This window comes from Pantoea sp. Ae19-2 (genome assembly GCF_059801205.1).
The window spans coordinates 330,106-348,960 of the sequence record NZ_JBCHWE010000001.1; the positions used below are offsets into that span (position 1 = coordinate 330,106).

General features: G+C 53.2%; 17 protein-coding genes and 4 tRNA genes. 18 read left to right on the forward strand and 3 right to left on the reverse strand.

Annotated elements, in window-relative coordinates; translation table 11 throughout:
- Nucleotides 1-105 precede the first annotated feature (105 nt).
- The 4 genes from surE to rpoS all read left to right on the forward strand — a co-directional run bounded on the left by surE (nt 106) and on the right by rpoS (nt 3,812).
- Nucleotides 106-867 carry a 5'/3'-nucleotidase SurE gene (gene surE / locus AAIE03_RS01555; protein ID WP_014594429.1) on the forward strand — a complete coding sequence of 254 codons (762 nt, stop codon included), beginning with the start codon at nt 106-108 and terminating at the stop codon, nt 865-867.
- Nucleotides 861-1,487, forward strand: a complete 627-nt coding sequence (locus AAIE03_RS01560) for a protein-L-isoaspartate(D-aspartate) O-methyltransferase (protein WP_013026915.1) — start codon at nt 861-863, stop codon at nt 1,485-1,487. Before surE ends, AAIE03_RS01560 begins: the two co-directional genes overlap by 7 nt.
- A 165-nt stretch (nt 1,488-1,652) precedes the next feature.
- A complete protein-coding gene (gene nlpD / locus AAIE03_RS01565; protein WP_013026914.1) occupies nt 1,653-2,768 on the forward strand; it encodes a murein hydrolase activator NlpD in 1,116 nt (371 codons plus the stop codon).
- A gap of 51 nt (nt 2,769-2,819) precedes the next feature.
- Complete coding sequence (gene rpoS, locus AAIE03_RS01570) at nt 2,820-3,812, forward strand: RNA polymerase sigma factor RpoS (protein ID WP_013026913.1); 993 nt, start codon at nt 2,820-2,822, stop codon at nt 3,810-3,812.
- Nucleotides 3,813-3,875: 63 nt separating this feature from the next.
- On the opposite strand, the gene AAIE03_RS01575 is transcribed toward rpoS, so the two are convergent.
- The 3 genes from AAIE03_RS01575 to mutS all read right to left on the reverse strand — a co-directional run bounded on the left by AAIE03_RS01575 (nt 3,876) and on the right by mutS (nt 7,925).
- Nucleotides 3,876-4,613, reverse strand: a complete 738-nt coding sequence (locus tag AAIE03_RS01575) for a 2-phosphosulfolactate phosphatase (RefSeq protein WP_014594428.1) — start codon at nt 4,611-4,613, stop codon at nt 3,876-3,878.
- Between the two features lie 48 nt (nt 4,614-4,661).
- Complete coding sequence (locus tag AAIE03_RS01580) at nt 4,662-5,138, reverse strand: helix-turn-helix domain-containing protein (protein WP_014594427.1); 477 nt, start codon at nt 5,136-5,138, stop codon at nt 4,662-4,664.
- Nucleotides 5,139-5,363: 225 nt separating this feature from the next.
- The gene (mutS, locus tag AAIE03_RS01585) at nt 5,364-7,925 is read right to left on the reverse strand and encodes a DNA mismatch repair protein MutS (protein WP_014594426.1); all 2,562 of its coding nucleotides are present in this window, start codon (nt 7,923-7,925) and stop codon (nt 5,364-5,366) included.
- 341 nt (nt 7,926-8,266) lie between these two features.
- On the opposite strand from mutS, the gene mltB reads away from it, so the two are divergent.
- The 14 genes from mltB to AAIE03_RS01655 all read left to right on the forward strand — a co-directional run bounded on the left by mltB (nt 8,267) and on the right by AAIE03_RS01655 (nt 18,848).
- Entirely contained in the window at nt 8,267-9,349 is a 1,083-nt protein-coding gene (gene mltB, locus AAIE03_RS01590; RefSeq protein ID WP_014594425.1) for a lytic murein transglycosylase B, read from the forward strand.
- Between the two features lie 75 nt (nt 9,350-9,424).
- The gene (locus AAIE03_RS01595) at nt 9,425-9,760 is read left to right on the forward strand and encodes a zinc ribbon domain-containing protein YjdM (RefSeq protein WP_014605175.1); all 336 of its coding nucleotides are present in this window, start codon (nt 9,425-9,427) and stop codon (nt 9,758-9,760) included.
- A 183-nt stretch (nt 9,761-9,943) separates the two neighbouring features.
- A complete protein-coding gene (tam, locus tag AAIE03_RS01600) occupies nt 9,944-10,720 on the forward strand; it encodes a trans-aconitate 2-methyltransferase (protein WP_014594424.1) in 777 nt (258 codons plus the stop codon).
- Nucleotides 10,721-10,820: 100 nt separating this feature from the next.
- Nucleotides 10,821-11,315: a nicotinamide-nucleotide amidase gene (gene pncC, locus AAIE03_RS01605; RefSeq protein ID WP_112900402.1), complete on the forward strand. Its 495-nt coding sequence runs from the start codon at nt 10,821-10,823 to the stop codon at nt 11,313-11,315.
- 95 nt (nt 11,316-11,410) lie between these two features.
- The gene (recA, locus tag AAIE03_RS01610; RefSeq protein ID WP_014594423.1) at nt 11,411-12,481 is read left to right on the forward strand and encodes a recombinase RecA; all 1,071 of its coding nucleotides are present in this window, start codon (nt 11,411-11,413) and stop codon (nt 12,479-12,481) included.
- A 113-nt stretch (nt 12,482-12,594) separates the two neighbouring features.
- Nucleotides 12,595-13,107, forward strand: a complete 513-nt coding sequence (locus AAIE03_RS01615; protein WP_014594422.1) for a regulatory protein RecX — start codon at nt 12,595-12,597, stop codon at nt 13,105-13,107.
- Between the two features lie 131 nt (nt 13,108-13,238).
- Nucleotides 13,239-15,866: an alanine--tRNA ligase gene (gene alaS / locus AAIE03_RS01620; protein ID WP_105083009.1), complete on the forward strand. Its 2,628-nt coding sequence runs from the start codon at nt 13,239-13,241 to the stop codon at nt 15,864-15,866.
- Between the two features lie 250 nt (nt 15,867-16,116).
- Nucleotides 16,117-16,302: a carbon storage regulator CsrA gene (gene csrA, locus AAIE03_RS01625; RefSeq protein WP_006120718.1), complete on the forward strand. Its 186-nt coding sequence runs from the start codon at nt 16,117-16,119 to the stop codon at nt 16,300-16,302.
- 283 nt (nt 16,303-16,585) lie between these two features.
- Nucleotides 16,586-16,678: transfer RNA gene (locus AAIE03_RS01630), tRNA-Ser, on the forward strand.
- A gap of 8 nt (nt 16,679-16,686) precedes the next feature.
- Nucleotides 16,687-16,763, forward strand: a tRNA-Arg gene (locus AAIE03_RS01635).
- Nucleotides 16,764-16,897: 134 nt separating this feature from the next.
- A tRNA-Arg gene (locus tag AAIE03_RS01640) sits at nt 16,898-16,974 on the forward strand.
- Nucleotides 16,975-17,163: 189 nt separating this feature from the next.
- Nucleotides 17,164-17,240 (forward strand) — tRNA-Arg (locus AAIE03_RS01645).
- Between the two features lie 616 nt (nt 17,241-17,856).
- Complete coding sequence (gene yqaB / locus AAIE03_RS01650) at nt 17,857-18,423, forward strand: fructose-1-phosphate/6-phosphogluconate phosphatase (protein WP_024471530.1); 567 nt, start codon at nt 17,857-17,859, stop codon at nt 18,421-18,423.
- The gene (locus tag AAIE03_RS01655) at nt 18,420-18,848 is read left to right on the forward strand and encodes a YqaA family protein (protein ID WP_013026901.1); all 429 of its coding nucleotides are present in this window, start codon (nt 18,420-18,422) and stop codon (nt 18,846-18,848) included. Before yqaB ends, AAIE03_RS01655 begins: the two co-directional genes overlap by 4 nt.
- Nucleotides 18,849-18,855: the final 7 nt, after the last annotated feature.

An 18,855-nucleotide genomic window follows, 5' to 3' on the forward strand; every position in this document is an offset into this window, starting at 1 on the left:
TCACCGCTAGAATGCAAAAGTCGCTGTCCACTCTTAACTTGTTGCCATGCCTCAAAACAGGTCCATATAACGGCGGCCCGGTTGAACAGAAAAGGTCAGAATTAAATGCGGATATTGCTCAGCAACGATGATGGCATCCACGCGCCTGGTATTCAGACGCTGGCAAAGGCTTTGCGTCAATTTGCCGAGGTGCAGGTTGTGGCACCGGATCGTAATCGCAGTGGTGCCTCTAACTCATTGACGCTGGAAACCCCGTTGCGCACCTTTACCCATGACAATGGGGATATTGCCGTGCAAATGGGTACGCCCACCGATTGCGTTTATTTGGGCGTGAATGCGCTTATGCAGCCCCGGCCAGACATCGTGGTGTCAGGCATTAATGCCGGCCCCAATTTGGGGGATGATGTGATCTATTCCGGTACGGTAGCGGCCGCAATGGAGGGCCGCCATCTGGGATTGCCCGCCGTGGCGGTATCGCTAAATGGCCAGTTGCACTATGACACTGCCGCGGCAGTGACCTGTGCCATTCTTAAAGCGCTGACGCAACAACCGCTGCGCACCGGACGCATCTTAAATATCAACGTGCCCGATTTGCCTCTGGCTGAAATAAAGGGCATTCGCGTCACGCGCTGCGGCAGCCGTCATCCGGCCGATCGGGTGATTGCGCAAACCGACCCTCGTGGTAATCCGCTGTACTGGATTGGCCCGCCCGGTGAAAAACTGGATGCGGGCCCTGAGACTGACTTTGCCGCCGTGGATGAGGGCTATGTGTCAGTGACTGCATTGCACGTCGATCTGACTGCGCATAATGCGCAGGCTGTTCTCAGCACCTGGCTGGCCAACGCTGAGGTACACCTGGCATGGTAAGTCGGCGTATTGAGACATTGCTGTCACAGCTGCGTCAACAGGGCATTGAAGATGAGCACCTGTTAAAAGCCATTGCCGATGTCCCGCGCGAACGCTTTATTGATGAAGCCTTCGAGCACAAAGCCTGGGACAACATGGCGCTGCCCATCGGGTCCGGTCAAACCATCTCGCAGCCCTATATGGTGGCACGCATGACCGCGTTGCTGGCGCTGACAGAGCACGCGCGCGTGCTGGAGATTGGCACCGGTTCCGGCTACCAGACCGCCATCCTCGCCCACCTGGTTGAACACGTTTACTCGGTCGAGCGCATTAAAGGCCTGCAGTGGCAGGCCAAACGGCGCCTGAAACAGCTTGATTTACACAATGTTTCAACCCGACACGGCGATGGCTGGCAGGGTTGGCCGTCTCGTGGCCCTTTTGATGCCATTATCGTTACCGCGGCACCGCCTGAAATTCCGATTGCGCTGATAGCGCAACTGGCGGAAGGCGGCATTATGGTGCTGCCCGTAGGTGAGGAGCAGCAGGTGTTAAAGCGTCTGCGCCGCCGCGGCAATGAGATTACAGAAGAAACCATTGAGCCGGTCCGTTTCGTTCCCTTAGTTCAGGGCGATCTGGCCTGACTGCCTTGTTAGCATTTCTTCATAACTGTTTCATGGAATCAGGTAGTTGATATTGCTACTATCCAGTTCATTCAACGAAAATCCAGCGTTTAACGTGCCGCACAGTGTATTGTGCTGGTGAGACGAGTAAGTCAGTTTTTTAAAGGTTGCCACCACGGGGGATTAATGAGCACGGGAAGCACAATTTTTCAGTTACGCCGTCTGGCGGCGCTTTCACTGGTGAGTTTTTGGCTGGCAGGCTGTAGTTCAGGCGATAATACTCAGGCGCCGATAAGCAATATCGGCGACAGCAACAGCGTTAATGACAACAGTAATATGGCTGGCTCTGGTACTGCGCCAGCCACCGGCGGCGTGCCCTCTGTGCCACCGCAGGGCGGAATGTTAAGCCGTAGTACACCTTTACCGCAGAACAATTCGGGAATCATTAGTGCCAATAATAATAATGTGCAAACTGAAAATGGCCGGATTGTGTACAACAGAAGTTATCAGAATATTCCTAAAGGTAGCTATTCTGGCCAGACCTACACCGTAAAACGTGGGGATACCTTGTTCTATATCGCCTGGATTACGGGCAATGACTTCCGCGATTTAGCGCAGCGCAACAATGTTCAGGCCCCTTACAGCCTGAATGTGGGACAGACGCTACAGGTTGACAACGGCTCGGGTCAGCCCATTACCGGTGGCAACGCCATCACCGCTGCAGATGCAACGCAAAGCGGCGTTGTGAGTGCACCACAAATAAAACAGGCCCCTGTTGCACAGCAGCCTGTTATTACGTATTCTGATGATTCGGGTGAATCGAGTGGCAGCAAATTGTTGCCTTCGAAGGGAGCAAATGTTGCAACGACAACAGCTCCAGCCGTTACCGCACCGCCTACGGTTAGCAGTACAACTAACAGTTCAACCCCTGTGGGAAGCTGGCGTTGGCCAACTGAAGGTAAGATCATCGATAACTTCTCTGCCGCCGAGGGTGGCAATAAAGGCATCGATATCGCAGGTTCGCGCGGACAGCCAATTGTAGCCACTGCTTCAGGAAGGGTGGTTTACGCAGGCAATGCGCTTCGTGGTTACGGTAATTTAATCATCATTAAACACAATGATGATTACCTGAGTGCCTACGCCCATAACGATACAATGCTGGTCCGGGAACAACAGGAAGTTAAGGCTGGGCAAAAGATCGCTACCATGGGTAGCACCGGAACCAGTTCAGTTAGATTACACTTTGAAATTCGTTACAAGGGGAAATCCGTAAACCCGTTGCGTTATTTGCCGCAGCGATAATCCGGCAGAGTCCTCAGGAATCTGCCCTGGAATCACGGGTAGGAGCCACTTATGAGCCAGAATACGCTGAAAGTAAACGAGTTACATGAGAACGCGGAATTCGAAGAGAATGGAGCAGAGATTTTTGATGAGAAGGCACTCGTTGAAAATGAATCTGGCGACAATGATGTAGCAGAAGAGGAGTTGCTGGCGCAGGGTGCGACGCAACGTGTACTTGATGCTACTCAACTCTATCTTGGGGAGATTGGCTATTCTCCATTGCTGACGGCAGAGGAAGAAGTTCTCTTTGCTCGCCGCGCATTACGAGGTGATATTCCTTCTCGTCGCCGCATGATCGAAAGTAACTTACGCCTGGTGGTTAAGATTGCCCGACGTTACAGCAATCGCGGTCTGGCTCTGCTGGACCTGATTGAAGAAGGTAACCTCGGCCTGATCCGTGCCGTTGAAAAGTTTGATCCAGAACGTGGATTCCGCTTCTCAACGTATGCCACATGGTGGATTCGTCAGACCATTGAACGGGCAATCATGAACCAGACCCGTACAATTCGTTTGCCAATCCATATTGTTAAAGAACTGAACGTTTATCTGCGTACTGCGCGTGAACTTTCTCACAAGCTTGACCATGAGCCGAGTGCGGAAGAAATTGCAGAACAACTGGATAAGCCGGTTGATGACGTTAGTCGTATGTTGCGTCTCAACGAACGCATTACCTCAGTTGATACTCCACTGGGAGGGGATTCTGAGAAAGCGCTGCTGGATATTCTGGCCGATGAAAAAGACAACGGCCCAGAAGACACTACGCAAGATGACGATATGAAACAAAGTATCGTTAAATGGTTGTTCGAACTGAACGCTAAGCAGCGCGAAGTGTTGGCTCGTCGTTTCGGCCTGTTGGGCTATGAAGCGGCAACGCTCGAAGATGTTGGCCGTGAAATCGGTTTAACCCGCGAGCGTGTGCGTCAGATTCAGGTTGAAGGTTTGCGCCGTCTGCGTGAAATCCTGCAGGGTCAGGGCCTCAGCATTGAAGCACTGTTCCGCGAATAAGCCGTCACAGAGCACATCAACAGAAAGCGATGGTTAACCCCATCGCTTTTTTTTATCTGCGTGTTATGCCTCTGCCCGCAGGGCAAAATACTCGCCTGACAAAAAACAGGGCCGACGGGCCGCATCTTTTGTCAGGCACAGTGTTACATCCTCCGGAAAACCGCGCTGTATCAGTTCTGTTGCTGACGAACAGTGAAACAGCGCCGTGAAATCCTGCAACTGATGAGCGTGCCAGGCTGCGACAGCGGTCTGTGCTTCCGGTGATAGCGAGTTTCGCTCAAGTGCGGCAATGATCCCCCCGGCAACCACATAGTCCTCAATACAGGGGCGAAGGCTCCCGTCCGGCCAACGCTCGCCGCAAGGGACAATCAAAAGACGTTTAAAGGGGCGGCAGGCCTCGGCGGTGGCAGTGAGGTTTCTCAGACAGCCTGTCAGCACGGGCACGCCCCACTCTCGTGCCCGGAAGCAGGTTGCGGAGCCATTAGGGGAAGGCAGTACCAACCTTTCACCAGGGCGAACGCTGAGCAACGTTCGGGGCGACAGGCTGTAGCCTTCGCCACCGAATCGCCTGTCGCTGTTCGCCGCGACAGCACCGACGGACTGCGCATAATGGACGACAGTCTGATCTTTCCAGGGATAGGGATACACGCGTGCCCCGTTCTCCACCGCAAGACTGACGCAGGTGGAAAAGGACATCACATCCACTATCACAATGGCATCCACATTGCCGGCAAGATGATCCAGTGCGGCGATGCCCCATTCGAGACGAATTGCAAACGCGTCCTGACTGTACCAGTGCATAAGCTGTTCCTGAAGTGTGAGGATAACAGGAAGGCGCAACCCGCTAAGTTACCCCTGCCTGCGCAATAACTTTTGCAGCCGTCTTTGCTGCCAACGGCGGATCGCTTCCTTGAAAATAAACAGGCGTAATGCTCTGACCACGAGTAAGGCTCCCCAAATAGCAGCGACCCAAAGTGACCAGCGCTCATTCGGCGAGGTAAAGTGGTTGAGGACGAACAGCAGTGTGCACACTACCACGGCGCTAAACAGAGAACGGTAAAACCGACTCTCGGCAGCAAGCTGCAGGCGGGCATCTGAAATGTAGCTGTCCAACGCTTCGCCGTTCTCCGCTGATGCCTCGCTGGTCAGGTCGGTGATTTTACACGCAAAGACGGCCGCCAGCGCACTCAACGTTTCCAGACTGGGTGGATCACCGTTTTCAATGCGTTGTACGGTTCGGGTGCTGAGTCCGGCCATTTCGGCCAGTTGCTCCTGTGACCAGGCGCGGGCAAGACGATATTCTCTGACTTTATTCAGGTTACGCATAGTGCAGTCTCCGAAAGAGTAAACAATCGGTAAGCAGCATCCCCGGTTAGCGTCGTCAGGAACACGATCGCAGCACGACAGGCACACGACAGCAGTATGACACCGCTTTAACGGCCGGTCATAGCGTAAAGCAGTAACAGAAAAATGCGCCAGCAGAATGGGAAACGCAGGCGCAAGAGAAGGTTGACGCGCAGTCAGTTGCCGCCCAGACAAGGGCGGCAGTGATCAGACCAGCGATTTAAGGCGGTAGATCCAGTCCAGCGCCTGTCGCGGTGTCAGCGTATCGGGATCCAGTGCCTCAAGTGCTTCCACGGCAGGGGAGGTTTCTTCCACCAACAGCGGCAACTGCGAGCCGTCAATGTTTGACGTCGCGGACTGACTGGAAACCGTTTCGAGCTCTTTCAGCTTATTGCGCGCCCGTTTAATGACCTCTTTGGGTACGCCCGCGAGCGCAGCTACGGCCAGTCCGTAGCTTTTACTGGCAGCCCCGTCTTGCACGCTATGCATGAACGCAATCGTATCGCCGTGTTCAACTGCATCCAGGTGAACGTTAACCACGCCTTCCAGTTTTTCAGGCAGGGTCGTCAGTTCAAAGTAGTGCGTTGCAAACAGGGTCATCGCTTTAATACGGTTAGCCAGATTTTCCGCACAGGCCCAGGCCAGCGATAAACCGTCATACGTCGAGGTGCCGCGGCCGATTTCATCCATCAGGACCAGGCTGTTTTCTGTCGCGTTGTGCAGAATATTGGCCGTCTCGGTCATTTCAACCATAAAGGTCGAACGCCCGGAGGCCAGATCATCTGCCGCGCCCACACGGGTGAAGATACGATCCAGTGGACCAATGACCACCTCTTCGGCAGGAACGAAGCTGCCAATCCAGGCCATCAGGGCGATTAACGCCGCCTGGCGCATGTAGGTACTTTTACCGCCCATATTCGGACCGGTGATGATCAACATGCGGCGTTGTGGGGCCAGAGAGAGCGGGTTCGCGATAAAAGGTTCTTTCAGGACCTGCTCCACTACCGGATGGCGGCCGGCGGTAATTTTAATCCCGGGCTTGTCGTGCAGCGTGGGACGGCAGTAGTTAAGTGTCCAGGCACGTTCCGCGAGGTTACTCAGGACATCCAGTTCGGCCAGCGCCGCCGCACTGAGCTGCAGCGCTTCAAGATGCGGCAACAGCTGGTCAAACAGGCCTTCATACAGGCTTTTCTCCAGCGCCAGTGCTTTGCCCTTAGAGGTAAGGACTTTATCTTCGTACTCTTTCAGCTCTGGAATGATGTAGCGCTCTGCGTTCTTCAACGTCTGACGGCGAACATAGTGGATAGGCACCTGATGGCTCTGGCCACGACTGACCTGAATGTAGTAGCCGTGAACGCCGTTAAAGCCCACTTTCAGGCTGTCCAGACCGAGCTTTTCGCGTTCGCGAACTTCCAGTCGATCCAGATAATCTGTTGCGCCATCGGCGAGCGCTCGCCACTCATCAAGCTCGGCGTTATAACCGGGCGCAATAACGCCACCATCCCTGATTAATACCGGGGGGGATTCGACAACGGCCTGCTCAAGCAGAGTGCGCAGTTCGCTAAACTCGCCCATCTGTGCACGCAGCGTTTTCAACTGGGGGGATTCGGCGTTTGCCAGCAGATCGTTGAGTTCCGGCAACTGCTGAAAGGCATGGCGCATGCGCGCCAGATCACGCGGGCGCGCCGTTCGCAGCGCCAGTCGGGCCAGAATACGCTCTAAATCACCGACCTGACGCAGAACGGGTTGCAGCACATCGCTGAGTGGTTGCAGCTCTGCAATTGATGCCTGTCGTTTCGCGATGATACTACTGTCACGCAGCGGCATATGCAGCCAGCGCTTTAGCATCCGGCTTCCCATTGGCGTGACGGTTTTATCCAGCACGGCGGCCAGCGTGTTCTCTGTTCCGCCCGCAAGATTTTGCGTAATTTCAAGGTTACGGCGCGTGGCCGCATCCATAATGATGCTGTCCTGCTGACGCTCCATGCTAAGAGAGCGGATATGGGGCAGGCTGGTTCGTTGGGTATCTTTCACATACTGCAGCAGACAACCGGCGGCGCGCAGACCCAGGTGCGCCTGCTCAACACCAAAACCGTTTAAGTCCCGTGTGCCAAACTGCATGTTGAGCTGCTGACGCGCCGTGTCGATTTCAAACTCCCAAAGCGGACGGCGACGTAAACCGCGACGCTGATCGATAAGCGCCATCGCAGCAAAATCTTCCGGATAAAGTAGCTCGGCAGGATTCGTTCGCTGCAGCTCTGCCGCCATCGTTTCCTGATCGGCAGGTTCACTCAGGCGAAAACGGCCTGAGCTGATATCCAGCGTGGCATAACCATAGCCGCGCGCCCCCTGAACAATTGCCGCCAGCAGGTTATCCTGCCGTTCCTGTAACAGGGCTTCATCGCTGATGGTGCCCGGGGTAACAATACGAACGACTTTGCGTTCCACCGGGCCTTTACTCAGCGCAGGGTCGCCAATTTGCTCACAGATGGCGACTGATTCACCGAGTTGCACCAGCCGGGCTAAATAGTTTTCGACGGCGTGATGGGGCACACCGGCCATGGGGATCGGCTCGCCTGCCGAGGCACCGCGTTTGGTTAAGGAAATGTCTAACAGCTGAGAGGCACGTTTGGCATCGTCATAAAACAGCTCGTAGAAATCGCCCATGCGATAAAACAGCAGGATATCCGGATGCTCAGCCTTGAGGCGTAAATATTGCTGCATCATTGGCGTGTGAGTACTCAAGTCCATGTGCGCTGTTTTGTTCATCTCATTCTTACTCAAGGTTGACTCTTCCTTTTCCCGTCACGGTTTTCGCTGGGTTAAACAAGGGTGATAGGCAGCGACCATCATGCTGCATATGCCGCGCGGAAATAGTACCATTTTACGGCTCCTGCATCATCCGGCTTACCGCAGCGGGTAATGAAGTTAGCAAAGCCGGGTCGCCAACTGAATGATTTTTTTGATGAGAGAGAAAGCAGTAGAGGCATTTCACAAAACAGCCGGTTTGATTGTTAAAAAAAGTGTTTTTTTTACGATCTCGTTTGTATGTATCCGCGTTGAACGATTAACATTAAAATCCCTGGTCTGGCCTGTTATATGGATATCTGATGCGTTTTAAGCTTGCTTACCTTCCGCTTTTTGCCCTGCTTGCCGCCTGTAGCAGTAAGCCACACTCTTCGCAGCCGCCCGCCGAACGGGTTGCGCCTAAAGGCGGCTTTTTGCTGGAGCCGTCTCATGCTGTTCAGCCGATGTTTGGTGACTTCGCCAGCAATCCTGTTGCGGAACAGTTCATCGACAAAATGGTGGCGAAACACGGCTTCGACCGTGAGCAACTGCACGCCATTATTGGCCAGGCTAAGCGGCTGGACTACGTCCTGCGTTTAATGGATCGTCAGGCACCGTCCTATACACCGCCGAGTGGGCCTAACGGTGCCTGGATTCGCTATCGCAATAAATTTATCACACCGGATAACGTGCAAAATGGCGTCGCGTTCTGGAATCAATATCAGGATGCACTGCAGCGTGCGCAGCAGGTCTACGGCGTTCCGCCTGAGATTATTGTTGGCATTATCGGCGTGGAAACGCGCTGGGGCCGCATCATGGGGAAAACCCGCATTCTGGACGCGCTGGCAACGCTCTCATTTGATTACCCGCGCCGTGCTGCTTACTTTAGCGGTGAGCTGGAGACCTTCCTGCTCATGGCGCGTGATGAGAAGGACGATCCGCTCGATCTTAAAGGCTCCTTTGCGGGCGCGATGGGCTACGGTCAGTTCATGCCATCGTCCTACAAAGCTTATGCGGTAGATTTTAACGGTGACGGCCATATCAATTTGTGGGATCCCGTCGATGCGATAGGCAGTGTTGCGCACTATTTCCAGCAGAACGGCTGGCGTCCGGGTGAAAATGTTGCCGTGCCAGCCAGTGGTCAGGCACCCATGCTCGAAAACGGTTTCAAAACCCGTTACAACGTCAGCACGCTGGCAGCATCGGGGCTTTCTCCACAGGGTTCGCTGGATGGCCATGACGAGGTCAGCCTGCTCCGTCTGGATCTCGGCACCAGCTACCAGTACTGGTACGGCTTGCCTAACTTCTATGCCATTACCCGCTACAACAACAGCACGCATTACGCGATGACCGTGTGGCAACTGGGAGAGGCGGTCAGCAAGGCGCGTCAGGGATCGCTGTTTTAAAACTACCCTTAGCAACTGTAAGGATATATGATGACGGCCCTTTATTCTGTGCCGTCCTCATTTTCTGGAGCCGTTATGTCTTTACCTGCTTGCCCTGTTTGCCATGCCGATTACACCTGGCAAGATGCTGAAAATCTTAACTGTCCGTCCTGTGGTCATATCTGGACTCAGGCTGAAGGGGATGACAGCGGTCAGGATTTGATCGTTCGTGATGCAAACGGCAATTTACTCGCCGATGGCGACAGCGTCACGGTCGTTAAAGATCTGAAGGTCAAAGGCAGTTCGTCTGTGCTGAAAATAGGCACCCGGGTTAAGAGCATCCGGCTGGTTGAAGGCGATCACAATATTGATTGCAAAATCGACGGATTTGGTCCGATGAAGCTCAAATCTGAGTTTGTGAAAAAGAACTGATTCTGCCGGGCGCCTGCTCGCTGCGCCCGATCTTATTCCTGTCAGCCCGACCGGACTTTTCCCTTATAAAGACCTCGTGCCCGTTTGCGTGCCGCTGACATATTTTGCTGTTGGTCGGGCACTTTATGTTTATTTATACGTCTCATCTTCTGTGAATCTTTAACCCCTGAGAGGAGACGCAATATGCAAGACTGGGATCCCGCGCTGTATCGTAAATTTGAGGCAGAAAGAACGCGGCCTGCGCATGAATTACTGGCACGAATTGAGGTTGAAGATGTCCGGTTCGTTACCGATCTGGGCTGTGGCCCCGGGAACAGCACCGAACTGCTTTACGATGCCTGGCCGCAGGCGCAGGTGATCGGGCTTGACAGTTCTGCCGCCATGCTCGCGCAGGCGCGGGAACGTTTGCCTCAGTGCCAGTTTATTCAGGCGGATATCGGCAACTGGACAACCGACATCCCGCAGCAGGTCATTTATGCCAACGCGTCGCTGCAATGGCTTGGCGATCATCCCACCCTGTTACCACGGTTAGTCAGTCAACTGGCACCTGCCGGTGCGCTGGCGGTTCAAATGCCCGATAACCTGGAAGAACCTTCGCATCAGTTAATGCGTGAGGTCGCGGCATCCGGCCCCTGGCGCGACAAGATCAGCGCGCAGGCGGCGGAACGCAAAAAATTACCCTCAACTGAACACTATTATGACGTGCTGACAAAGGCAGGCTGCGCGGTTGATATCTGGCGAACCACCTACTATCACGTTATGGACGATGCGCAGGCTATCATCCACTGGTTAAAGGCCACCGGGCTGCGTCCTTTCCTTGCGCCGCTGGACGTCTCTGAGCAGGAACAGTTTCTGGCTGCTTATCATCAGTGTCTTATTACCGGCTATCCCGCCCGCCAGGATGGCAAGGTACTCTTAGCTTTCCCCCGGCTTTTCATGGTGGCGACACGCAACGGCTAAACTGGAGCGTAACGCGCAATTTGTTGACTAAGCGCCCCTGAGTGCTTGAAAAAGCGCAGAGCATGCACCATGTTCACTCAACGGCGACAGGGAGCGAAAAATGAATGACCAGCAGTTGCACGCGCTGAGTGCGCAGACAGGTGAGGCGCTTAAACAGCGTAACGCTACCGTAACTTGTGCAGAATCCTGCACGGGCGGCTGGATAGCAAAAGTGTTTACTGACGTGAGCGGAAGCTCTGCCTGGTTCGAACGGGGCTTTGTCACCTACAGTAACGATGCCAAACAAGAACTGGTCGGTGTCAGCGCGGTGTCACTGGCGCAATACGGCGCCGTCAGCGAGGCGGTAGTGCGTGAAATGGCCCTTGGGGCACAGCAGCGGGCGCGCGCCGATTACGCTATTTCCGTTAGCGGTATTGCCGGCCCGGATGGTGGCAGTGAAGACAAACCGGTAGGCACCGTCTGGTTTGGCTTTGCGGCACCGGGTGGCGTGGTCATGGCTTTTCGTCAGCAGTTTGATGGCGATCGCGATGCCGTGCGCCGTCAGTCAGTTGGCTGGGCACTCCAGACGTTATCCCGTCAATTTCTGCAAAATTAAACTTGATACTGTATGACTATACAGTATAATTACCCGCAACAGAAAGTGCACAGGCACCATGCGTGCGTGTTTACCCGGCATGATTAGGAGTAGAAATGGCAATTGATGAAAACAAACAGAAGGCTTTAGCTGCCGCACTCGGCCAGATTGAGAAGCAATTTGGTAAAGGCTCCATCATGCGCTTGGGTGAAGACCGCTCAATGGATGTGGAAACCATTTCAACGGGTTCTCTGTCACTGGATATCGCATTAGGTGCGGGTGGTTTACCGATGGGACGTATCGTTGAGATCTACGGCCCAGAGGCCTCAGGTAAAACGACACTGACACTTCAGGTTATTGCCGCCGCGCAGCGTAAGGGCAAAACCTGTGCCTTTATCGATGCCGAGCACGCACTGGATCCCATCTATGCTAAGAAACTGGGCGTAGATATCGACAATCTGCTGTGTTCACAGCCGGATACCGGTGAGCAGGCCCTGGAAATTTGTGATGCGCTGGCCCGCTCTGGTGCCGTTGACGTCATTATCGTTGACTCCGTAGCTGCACTGACGCCAAAAGCCGAAATCGAAGGTGAAATCGGTGACTCACATATGGGCCTGGCGGCACGTATGATGAGCCAGGCAATGCGTAAGCTGGCGGGTAACCTGAAGCAGTCTAATACGCTGCTGATCTTCATCAACCAGATTCGTATGAAGATTGGTGTGATGTTCGGTAACCCGGAAACCACTACCGGTGGTAACGCGCTGAAGTTCTACGCTTCTGTTCGCCTTGATATTCGCCGTATCGGTGCGATTAAAGAGGGTGACAACGTGGTGGGTAGTGAAACGCGCGTTAAAGTCGTTAAGAACAAAATTGCGGCGCCATTTAAACAGGCTGAGTTCCAGATCATGTACGGCGAAGGCATTAACACCTTCGGTGAGCTGGTGGATCTTGGCGTGAAGCACAAGCTGATTGAAAAAGCCGGTGCATGGTACAGCTATAAAGGCGATAAGATCGGTCAGGGCAAGGCAAACGCGGGCAACTTCCTCAAAGAAAATGCCGCGGTGGCCGACGAGCTTGATATCAAACTGCGTGAAATGCTGCTTAACGGTGGCGATCAAAATATCGCGGCGGACGTTGCAGGCAACGACGTTGAGAAGGCGGCGAGCGAAGCCAACGAAGATTATTAAAGCCTGAAACAGGAGCGGATTTTCCGCTCCTGTTTTACATTAACGCCTCACGTGCCTTTCCTCTGTTCCTGTCTCCCGCCATACTCTCCCTCCGTTCGTAAAAGGTGCGCAGTATGTCTGAACAATCTCAGCCACAAGTCATCTCATTTTCACGCCTGCTGGATCGTGCGATGCGCCTGCTGGGCCAGCGTGACCACAGCCGCGAAGAGCTTAAACAAAAGCTCCAGCTGTCCGCTCAGCGTAGCGCGTGGATGAAACAAAAAGATCCTGAAATCATTACGCCCGAGCTAATGGAAAAGGTGCTGAACTGGTGTGGTGAAAACGGCTGGTTAAATGACGAGCGCTTTACCGCACGATTTATTCAGAGCCGAAGCCGCAAGGGATTTGGTTCACAGCGTATCAGGCTGGAGCTGGCACAAAAGGGCATCAGCCGTGATGCGATCGATCTCGCCATGGAAGAAACCGATATTGATTGGTCGGCCTGTGCGGCTGAACTCGCCGAGAAAAAATTTGGTCACCCATTGCCGACAGAATGGAAAGAAAAAGCCAAAGTGCAGCGCTTTTTGCATGCCAAAGGCTTTCTTAGCGAGGATATTCAGCAGGTTTTCAGAAATTTTGATGACTAAAAGTCGATGTGATTTTACTTCCCTCCGAAGAATATTTATCTTACCCCTTTTGGTTCCTTATGCTTGCTGCCGTAACGATGCGGTACGCCTGATAAAGAAGGACCTTTCGTTAGCGTGATTCCAGGATATATATGAGCAAGAGCACTGCTGAGATCCGTCAAGCGTTTCTCGACTTTTTCAATAGTAAGGGACATCAGGTTGTAGCAAGCAGCTCCCTGGTACCAAACAACGATCCGACGTTGCTGTTTACCAACGCCGGAATGAACCAGTTCAAAGATGTGTTTCTGGGTCAGGAAAAGCGTGACTACACGCGAGCAACGACGTCACAACGCTGCGTACGTGCCGGCGGGAAACACAACGATCTTGAAAACGTCGGTTATACCGCGCGTCACCACACCTTTTTTGAAATGCTGGGCAACTTCAGCTTTGGCGACTACTTCAAAAAAGAAGCTATTGCGTTTGCCTGGGAACTGCTGACCGGCGAGCAGTGGTTTAAGCTGCCTAAAGAGCGCCTGTGGGTCACCGTGTATGAAACCGATGACGAAGCTTACGATATCTGGGCCAACGATATTGGCGTTCCCCGTGAGCGTATTATCCGTATCGGTGATAACAAGGGCAGCGCCTACGCGTCAGATAACTTCTGGCAGATGGGTGATACCGGGCCTTGCGGTCCCTGCAGCGAAATTTTCTACGATCACGGCGACCATATCTGGGGCGGACCACCGGGCAGCCCTGAAGAGGATGGCGATCGCTATATTGAGATCTGGAACATCGTCTTTATGCAGTTTAACCGTCAGGCGGATGGCACGATGTTGCCATTACCTAAGCCCTCTGTGGATACCGGGATGGGGTTGGAACGCATCACTGCGGTTCTGCAGCATGTTAATTCAAACTATGAAATCGACCTGTTCCAGACGTTGATTGAAGCGGTTGCGAAGGTCACCGGCGCGACCGATCTGAATAATAAATCCCTGCGCGTTATTGCCGATCACATTCGTTCCTGCGCCTTCCTGATTGCCGATGGCGTCATTCCGTCGAATGAAAACCGTGGCTATGTCCTGCGTCGTATCATTCGCCGCGCCGTACGTCACGGCAATATGCTGGGTGCTAAAGACGCATTCTTCTACAAGCTGGTTGCACCACTGATTCAGGTCATGGGCGCGGCAGGCGATGAGTTACAGCGTCAGCAGGCACAGGTTGAGAACGTTCTGAAAAGTGAAGAAGAGCAGTTTGCTAAAACCCTTGAACGTGGCCTGGCACTTCTGGACGAGGAACTGGCAAAACTGCAGGGTGATACACTGGATGGCGAAACCGTCTTCCGCTTATACGATACCTTCGGATTCCCTGCCGATTTAACGGCTGACGTTTGCCGTGAACGTAACTTAAAAATCGATGAAGCCGGTTTTGAAAAGGCGATGGAACAGCAGCGTCAGCGCGCACGTGAAGCCAGCGGCTTCGGCGCAGACTACAGCAATGTGATTCGTATCGACGCGGCTTCGTCGTTTAAAGGCTATGAGCAGTTGGATCTGACGGCGACCGTCAAGGGGCTGTTCGTGAACGGTGAAGCCGTTGACGCCCTGTCTGCCGGTCAGGACGCGGTGATTGTGCTGGATGAAACGCCATTTTATGGCGAGTCTGGCGGTCAGGTAGGTGACACTGGCGAGCTGAAAGGCAATAACGCGCTGTTTAGCGTACAGGATACGCAAAAATATGGGCAGGCGATTGGTCATATTGGCAAACTCAGCAGCGGACAATTACGTGTTGGCGATCGTCTTGAGGCGGTGGTTGATGAGGCGCGCAGGGCTCGTATTCGTCTGAATCACTCCGCAACGCATCTGTTGCATGCTGCATTGCGTCAGGTTTTAGGTGAACATGTTGCTCAGAAGGGCTCGTTGGTTAACGACAAATATTTGCGTTTTGACTTCTCACATTTTGAGGCCATGAAACCTCAGGAGATTCGTCAGGTCGAAGATATTGTTAACGCACAGATCCGTCGCAATTTGCCTGTTGAAACCCGTGTCATGGATCTTGAGGCGGCGAAAGCCAAAGGCGCGATGGCCCTGTTCGGTGAAAAATACGATCAGCAGGTTCGCGTTCTGACCATGGGGGATTTCTCGGTTGAGCTGTGTGGCGGAACGCACGCTGCGCGAACCGGTGATATCGGCCTGTTCCGCATTCAGGCCGAGTCCGGTACTGCCGCAGGGATTCGCCGTATTGAGGCGATCACAGGCGAGGCGGCTCTGGCACAGGTTTATGCGCAGAGTAGCCAGCTACAGGATATTGCCCAACTGGTGAAAGCCAACAGCAGTAACCTGAATGAAAAAGTGCGCGGGCTGGTTGATCATCTGCGTTCGCTGGAGAAAGAGTTGCAGCAGTTACGCGATCAGCAGGCGGCGCAGGAAAGTGCGCAGCTGGGCAATCATGCGGTCGACGTCAAAGGCGTTAAGCTGCTGGTGACTGAGCTCAGCAACACCGATCCGAAAATGCTGAGGACCATGGTGGATGATCTGAAAAACCAGCTGGGTTCGGCGATTATCGTGCTGGCTACGGTAGCAGATGGCAAAGTGTCACTGATTGCTGGCGTAACGAAAGATTTAACCGACCGTGTTAAGGCTGGGGAGCTCATCGCCGAACTTGCGCCTAAAGTGGGTGGTAAGGGCGGTGGCAGACCGGACATGGCGCAGGCAGGTGGCAGTGATGCTACTGCACTGAAAGGTGCGCTGGCAGGTGTTGAAGGATGGGTTTCGAGCCGTCTGTAATGAAATAAAATAATTCATCGTAGCAAGCGCCAGAACTGATGTTCCGGCGCTTTTTAATACGATGTTAAATTTGCTAGTGACAAAGTCGGGTTGATGTAGCGTATTTCGGCTAAACTATTTATCAGCAGAATGTATTGGCGCGTTGATGTGCAATGGTGTATTTCTCATAGCCTGTGTACAGCGTTAAGTGATGGATAACGCCGGGAAGCTTTATCAAGCCCGACTCTTTTAATCTTTCAAGGAGCAAAGAATGCTTATTCTAACTCGTCGAGTTGGTGAAACCCTCATGATCGGTGATGAGGTGACTGTAACGGTACTGGGCGTCAAAGGTAACCAGGTCCGCATTGGTGTTAACGCACCAAAAGAAGTGTCTGTGCATCGCGAAGAGATTTATCAGCGCATCCAGGCCGAAAAAACGCAACAAACCAACGTTTGACAGATTCAGCGTCTCGCACCTGTGCGAGACGCTACCCTTTGTTCCCACCGTCTCGCTTTTTCTTTTTCCTCGTTATCTACCCTTTTTGTTAACTTCATCATCTTTTATTGTTGATTATTCACTCTTTTTGCGGTCATTTTGTCCCAATTGCCTGTCATTTGTGCAAACGGAAAAAACCTTCCGAAAAATTGTTTGACTTATAAGTGCGGGAAAGTAATATGTGCGCCACGCAGTGCCGATGAGCAGAAACAAGTTCAGAAGCGCAGTTCGGAAGAACGCGTAAGGTGAGGTGGCCGAGAGGCTGAAGGCGCTCCCCTGCTAAGGGAGTATACGGTCAAAAGCTGTATCGAGGGTTCGAATCCCTCCCTCACCGCCATTTCCGATGCATCCGTAGCTCAGCTGGATAGAGTACTCGGCTACGAACCGAGCGGTCGGAGGTTCGAATCCTCCCGGATGCACCATATCGTTGAATATGGATATGTTGATGTCAGGCGAAGCGCCGCAGAAAACATTGTCGGAACAGAGTTGTAAAGTGAACTAGCAATTCCTTCATGGTGAGTCGTTAGCACCCTGCGTTGTACAAGAATTTCGTAATGCATCCGTAGCTCAGCTGGATAGAGTACTCGGCTACGAACCGAGCGGTCGGAGGTTCGAATCCTCCCGGATGCACCATACTTTTCGGTATGGACGTGTATTCCTGGTCTGTAAGGCATAGTCGATTTGTCAGGCAGAGCCAGAGAGGATAACGTTGCTTCAGCAACGGCCCGAAGGGCGAGGCGTCAGCCGAATAATCCTCCCGGATGCACCATTCTTCGTATTATCCCCAGGTTGATTTCTGCCAGTCCATAAAAGATTATCTATGCATCCGTAGCTCAGCTGGATAGAGTACTCGGCTACGAACCGAGCGGTCGGAGGTTCGAATCCTCCCGGATGCACCATATTTTTCGGTATGGACGTGTATTCCTGGTCTGTAAGACATAGTCGATTTTTCAGGCAGAGCCAGGAAGGATAGCGTTGCTTAAGCAACGACCCGAAGGGCGAGGCGTCAGCCGAGTCATCCTTACGCAGGCACTGTCTTGCGAATCTTCTGGCCGAAATCCCCCGCATATGACCTGTGAAGCCATCGTGTTATCAGGCGCAGGACAACACTGTTCGTTCTCTCTGTTTACTCAGACGATCTGAGAACGCCTCACCTGAATGCCCTCAAACCACACCTGTGTCGCGCAAGCTTCGGTTTATGCGGCCTGAACGCGTCCGGGCTTTAAGGCGTGAGCGTAGTCGCGATCTTGTGCCAGAATCACATTGATTGTGGTGATACATTTTCTGCTGAACATTGTTAATCCTTGATAACATTCCTGGCATAGCGCTTACCTTGTGCATCGCTGCTAAAATCACAGGGAATTCGCGACCTTACAGGCTTTCCAACCCGATCACCTTTATCTGAAAACTAAAATAGCTAATGCTTTCAAAGCATTTGCTGTTCATCCCGCCTGGCGACAACCTACGCACATTCAGCTAAAGTAATGGCTCATTTGTTGGAGGTCCTCAGTGACAATCTACGATCAATACGACGCCCTGATTTTCGATATGGACGGTACTATTCTTGATACTGAACCGACACATCGAAAAGCGTGGCGTCAGGTGCTGTCACGCTATGGCCTGGCGTTCGATGAAGCGCGCGTAACGGCGTTCAACGGTGCGCCCTCATGGCAACTGGCGAAGTTCATTATTGAAACCAATAATTCAGATCGCGATCCTTATTTGCTCGCCGCTGAAAAAACGGCAGCGGTAAAAGCGATGCTGCTGGATAACGTGCAGCCGCTTCCGCTCATGGAGGTCGTCAAGGCGTACTATGGCCGCCGCCCTTTGGCTGTGGGTACAGGTAGTGAGCACGCTATGGCTGATGCGCTGCTCAGCCAGTTGGGTGTCAGAGATCTCTTTTCTGCTGTGGTGGGGGCCGACGACGTGCAGCGTCACAAGCCTGAGCCCGATACCTTTCTACGCTGTGCTGCGCTGATGGGCATCGCGCCAGAGCGCTGTGTGGTGTTCGAAGACGCTGATTTTGGCGTGCAGGCAGCGAAGGCCGCAGGGATGGCCGTGGTTGATGTTCGCCTGCTGTGAGCGAAACACTGGCTTATGTGTCTTTATTGAGTAGCAGCTTTCTCAGTGCGACGTTACTTCCGGGTAGCTCAGAGGCGCTGTTAGTTGCACTACTGATCGCGAAAAGCGCATCAGTTTATGGGTTGATTTTAGTCGCATCGTTAGGGAATACCCTGGGTGGCTTGACCAACATAATTTTGGGTCGCTTATTGCCGTTAAAACGTCAGGGGCGATGGCATGAGACAGCGATGACGTGGTTGCAACGGCTGGGGCCGGCAGCACTGTTGTTAAGTTGGCTACCGGTTGTAGGCGATCTGCTCTGCGTTCTTGCAGGTTGGTTACGCTTTGGCTGGTTGCCCTCGATACTGTTTCTGGCTATCGGTAAAACGCTGCGTTATATCGTTATTGCGACCGCCACATTACAGGGCATGGAATGGTGGCATTGATTCGTAC

Coding starts and splice junctions, on each gene's coding strand:
- rpoS (WP_013026913.1), top strand. CDS start 2,820: ATGAGCCAGAATACGCTGAAAGTAAACGAGTTACATGAGAACGCGGAA.
- AAIE03_RS01615 (WP_014594422.1), top strand. CDS start 12,595: ATGTCTGAACAATCTCAGCCACAAGTCATCTCATTTTCACGCCTGCTG.
- alaS (WP_105083009.1), top strand. CDS start 13,239: ATGAGCAAGAGCACTGCTGAGATCCGTCAAGCGTTTCTCGACTTTTTC.
- mutS (WP_014594426.1), bottom strand. CDS start 7,925: ATGAACAAAACAGCGCACATGGACTTGAGTACTCACACGCCAATGATG.
- AAIE03_RS01560 (WP_013026915.1), top strand. CDS start 861: ATGGTAAGTCGGCGTATTGAGACATTGCTGTCACAGCTGCGTCAACAG.
- AAIE03_RS01595 (WP_014605175.1), top strand. CDS start 9,425: ATGTCTTTACCTGCTTGCCCTGTTTGCCATGCCGATTACACCTGGCAA.
- recA (WP_014594423.1), top strand. CDS start 11,411: ATGGCAATTGATGAAAACAAACAGAAGGCTTTAGCTGCCGCACTCGGC.
- tam (WP_014594424.1), top strand. CDS start 9,944: ATGCAAGACTGGGATCCCGCGCTGTATCGTAAATTTGAGGCAGAAAGA.
- mltB (WP_014594425.1), top strand. CDS start 8,267: ATGCGTTTTAAGCTTGCTTACCTTCCGCTTTTTGCCCTGCTTGCCGCC.
- surE (WP_014594429.1), top strand. CDS start 106: ATGCGGATATTGCTCAGCAACGATGATGGCATCCACGCGCCTGGTATT.
- pncC (WP_112900402.1), top strand. CDS start 10,821: ATGAATGACCAGCAGTTGCACGCGCTGAGTGCGCAGACAGGTGAGGCG.
- nlpD (WP_013026914.1), top strand. CDS start 1,653: ATGAGCACGGGAAGCACAATTTTTCAGTTACGCCGTCTGGCGGCGCTT.
- AAIE03_RS01575 (WP_014594428.1), bottom strand. CDS start 4,613: ATGCACTGGTACAGTCAGGACGCGTTTGCAATTCGTCTCGAATGGGGC.
- AAIE03_RS01580 (WP_014594427.1), bottom strand. CDS start 5,138: ATGCGTAACCTGAATAAAGTCAGAGAATATCGTCTTGCCCGCGCCTGG.
- csrA (WP_006120718.1), top strand. CDS start 16,117: ATGCTTATTCTAACTCGTCGAGTTGGTGAAACCCTCATGATCGGTGAT.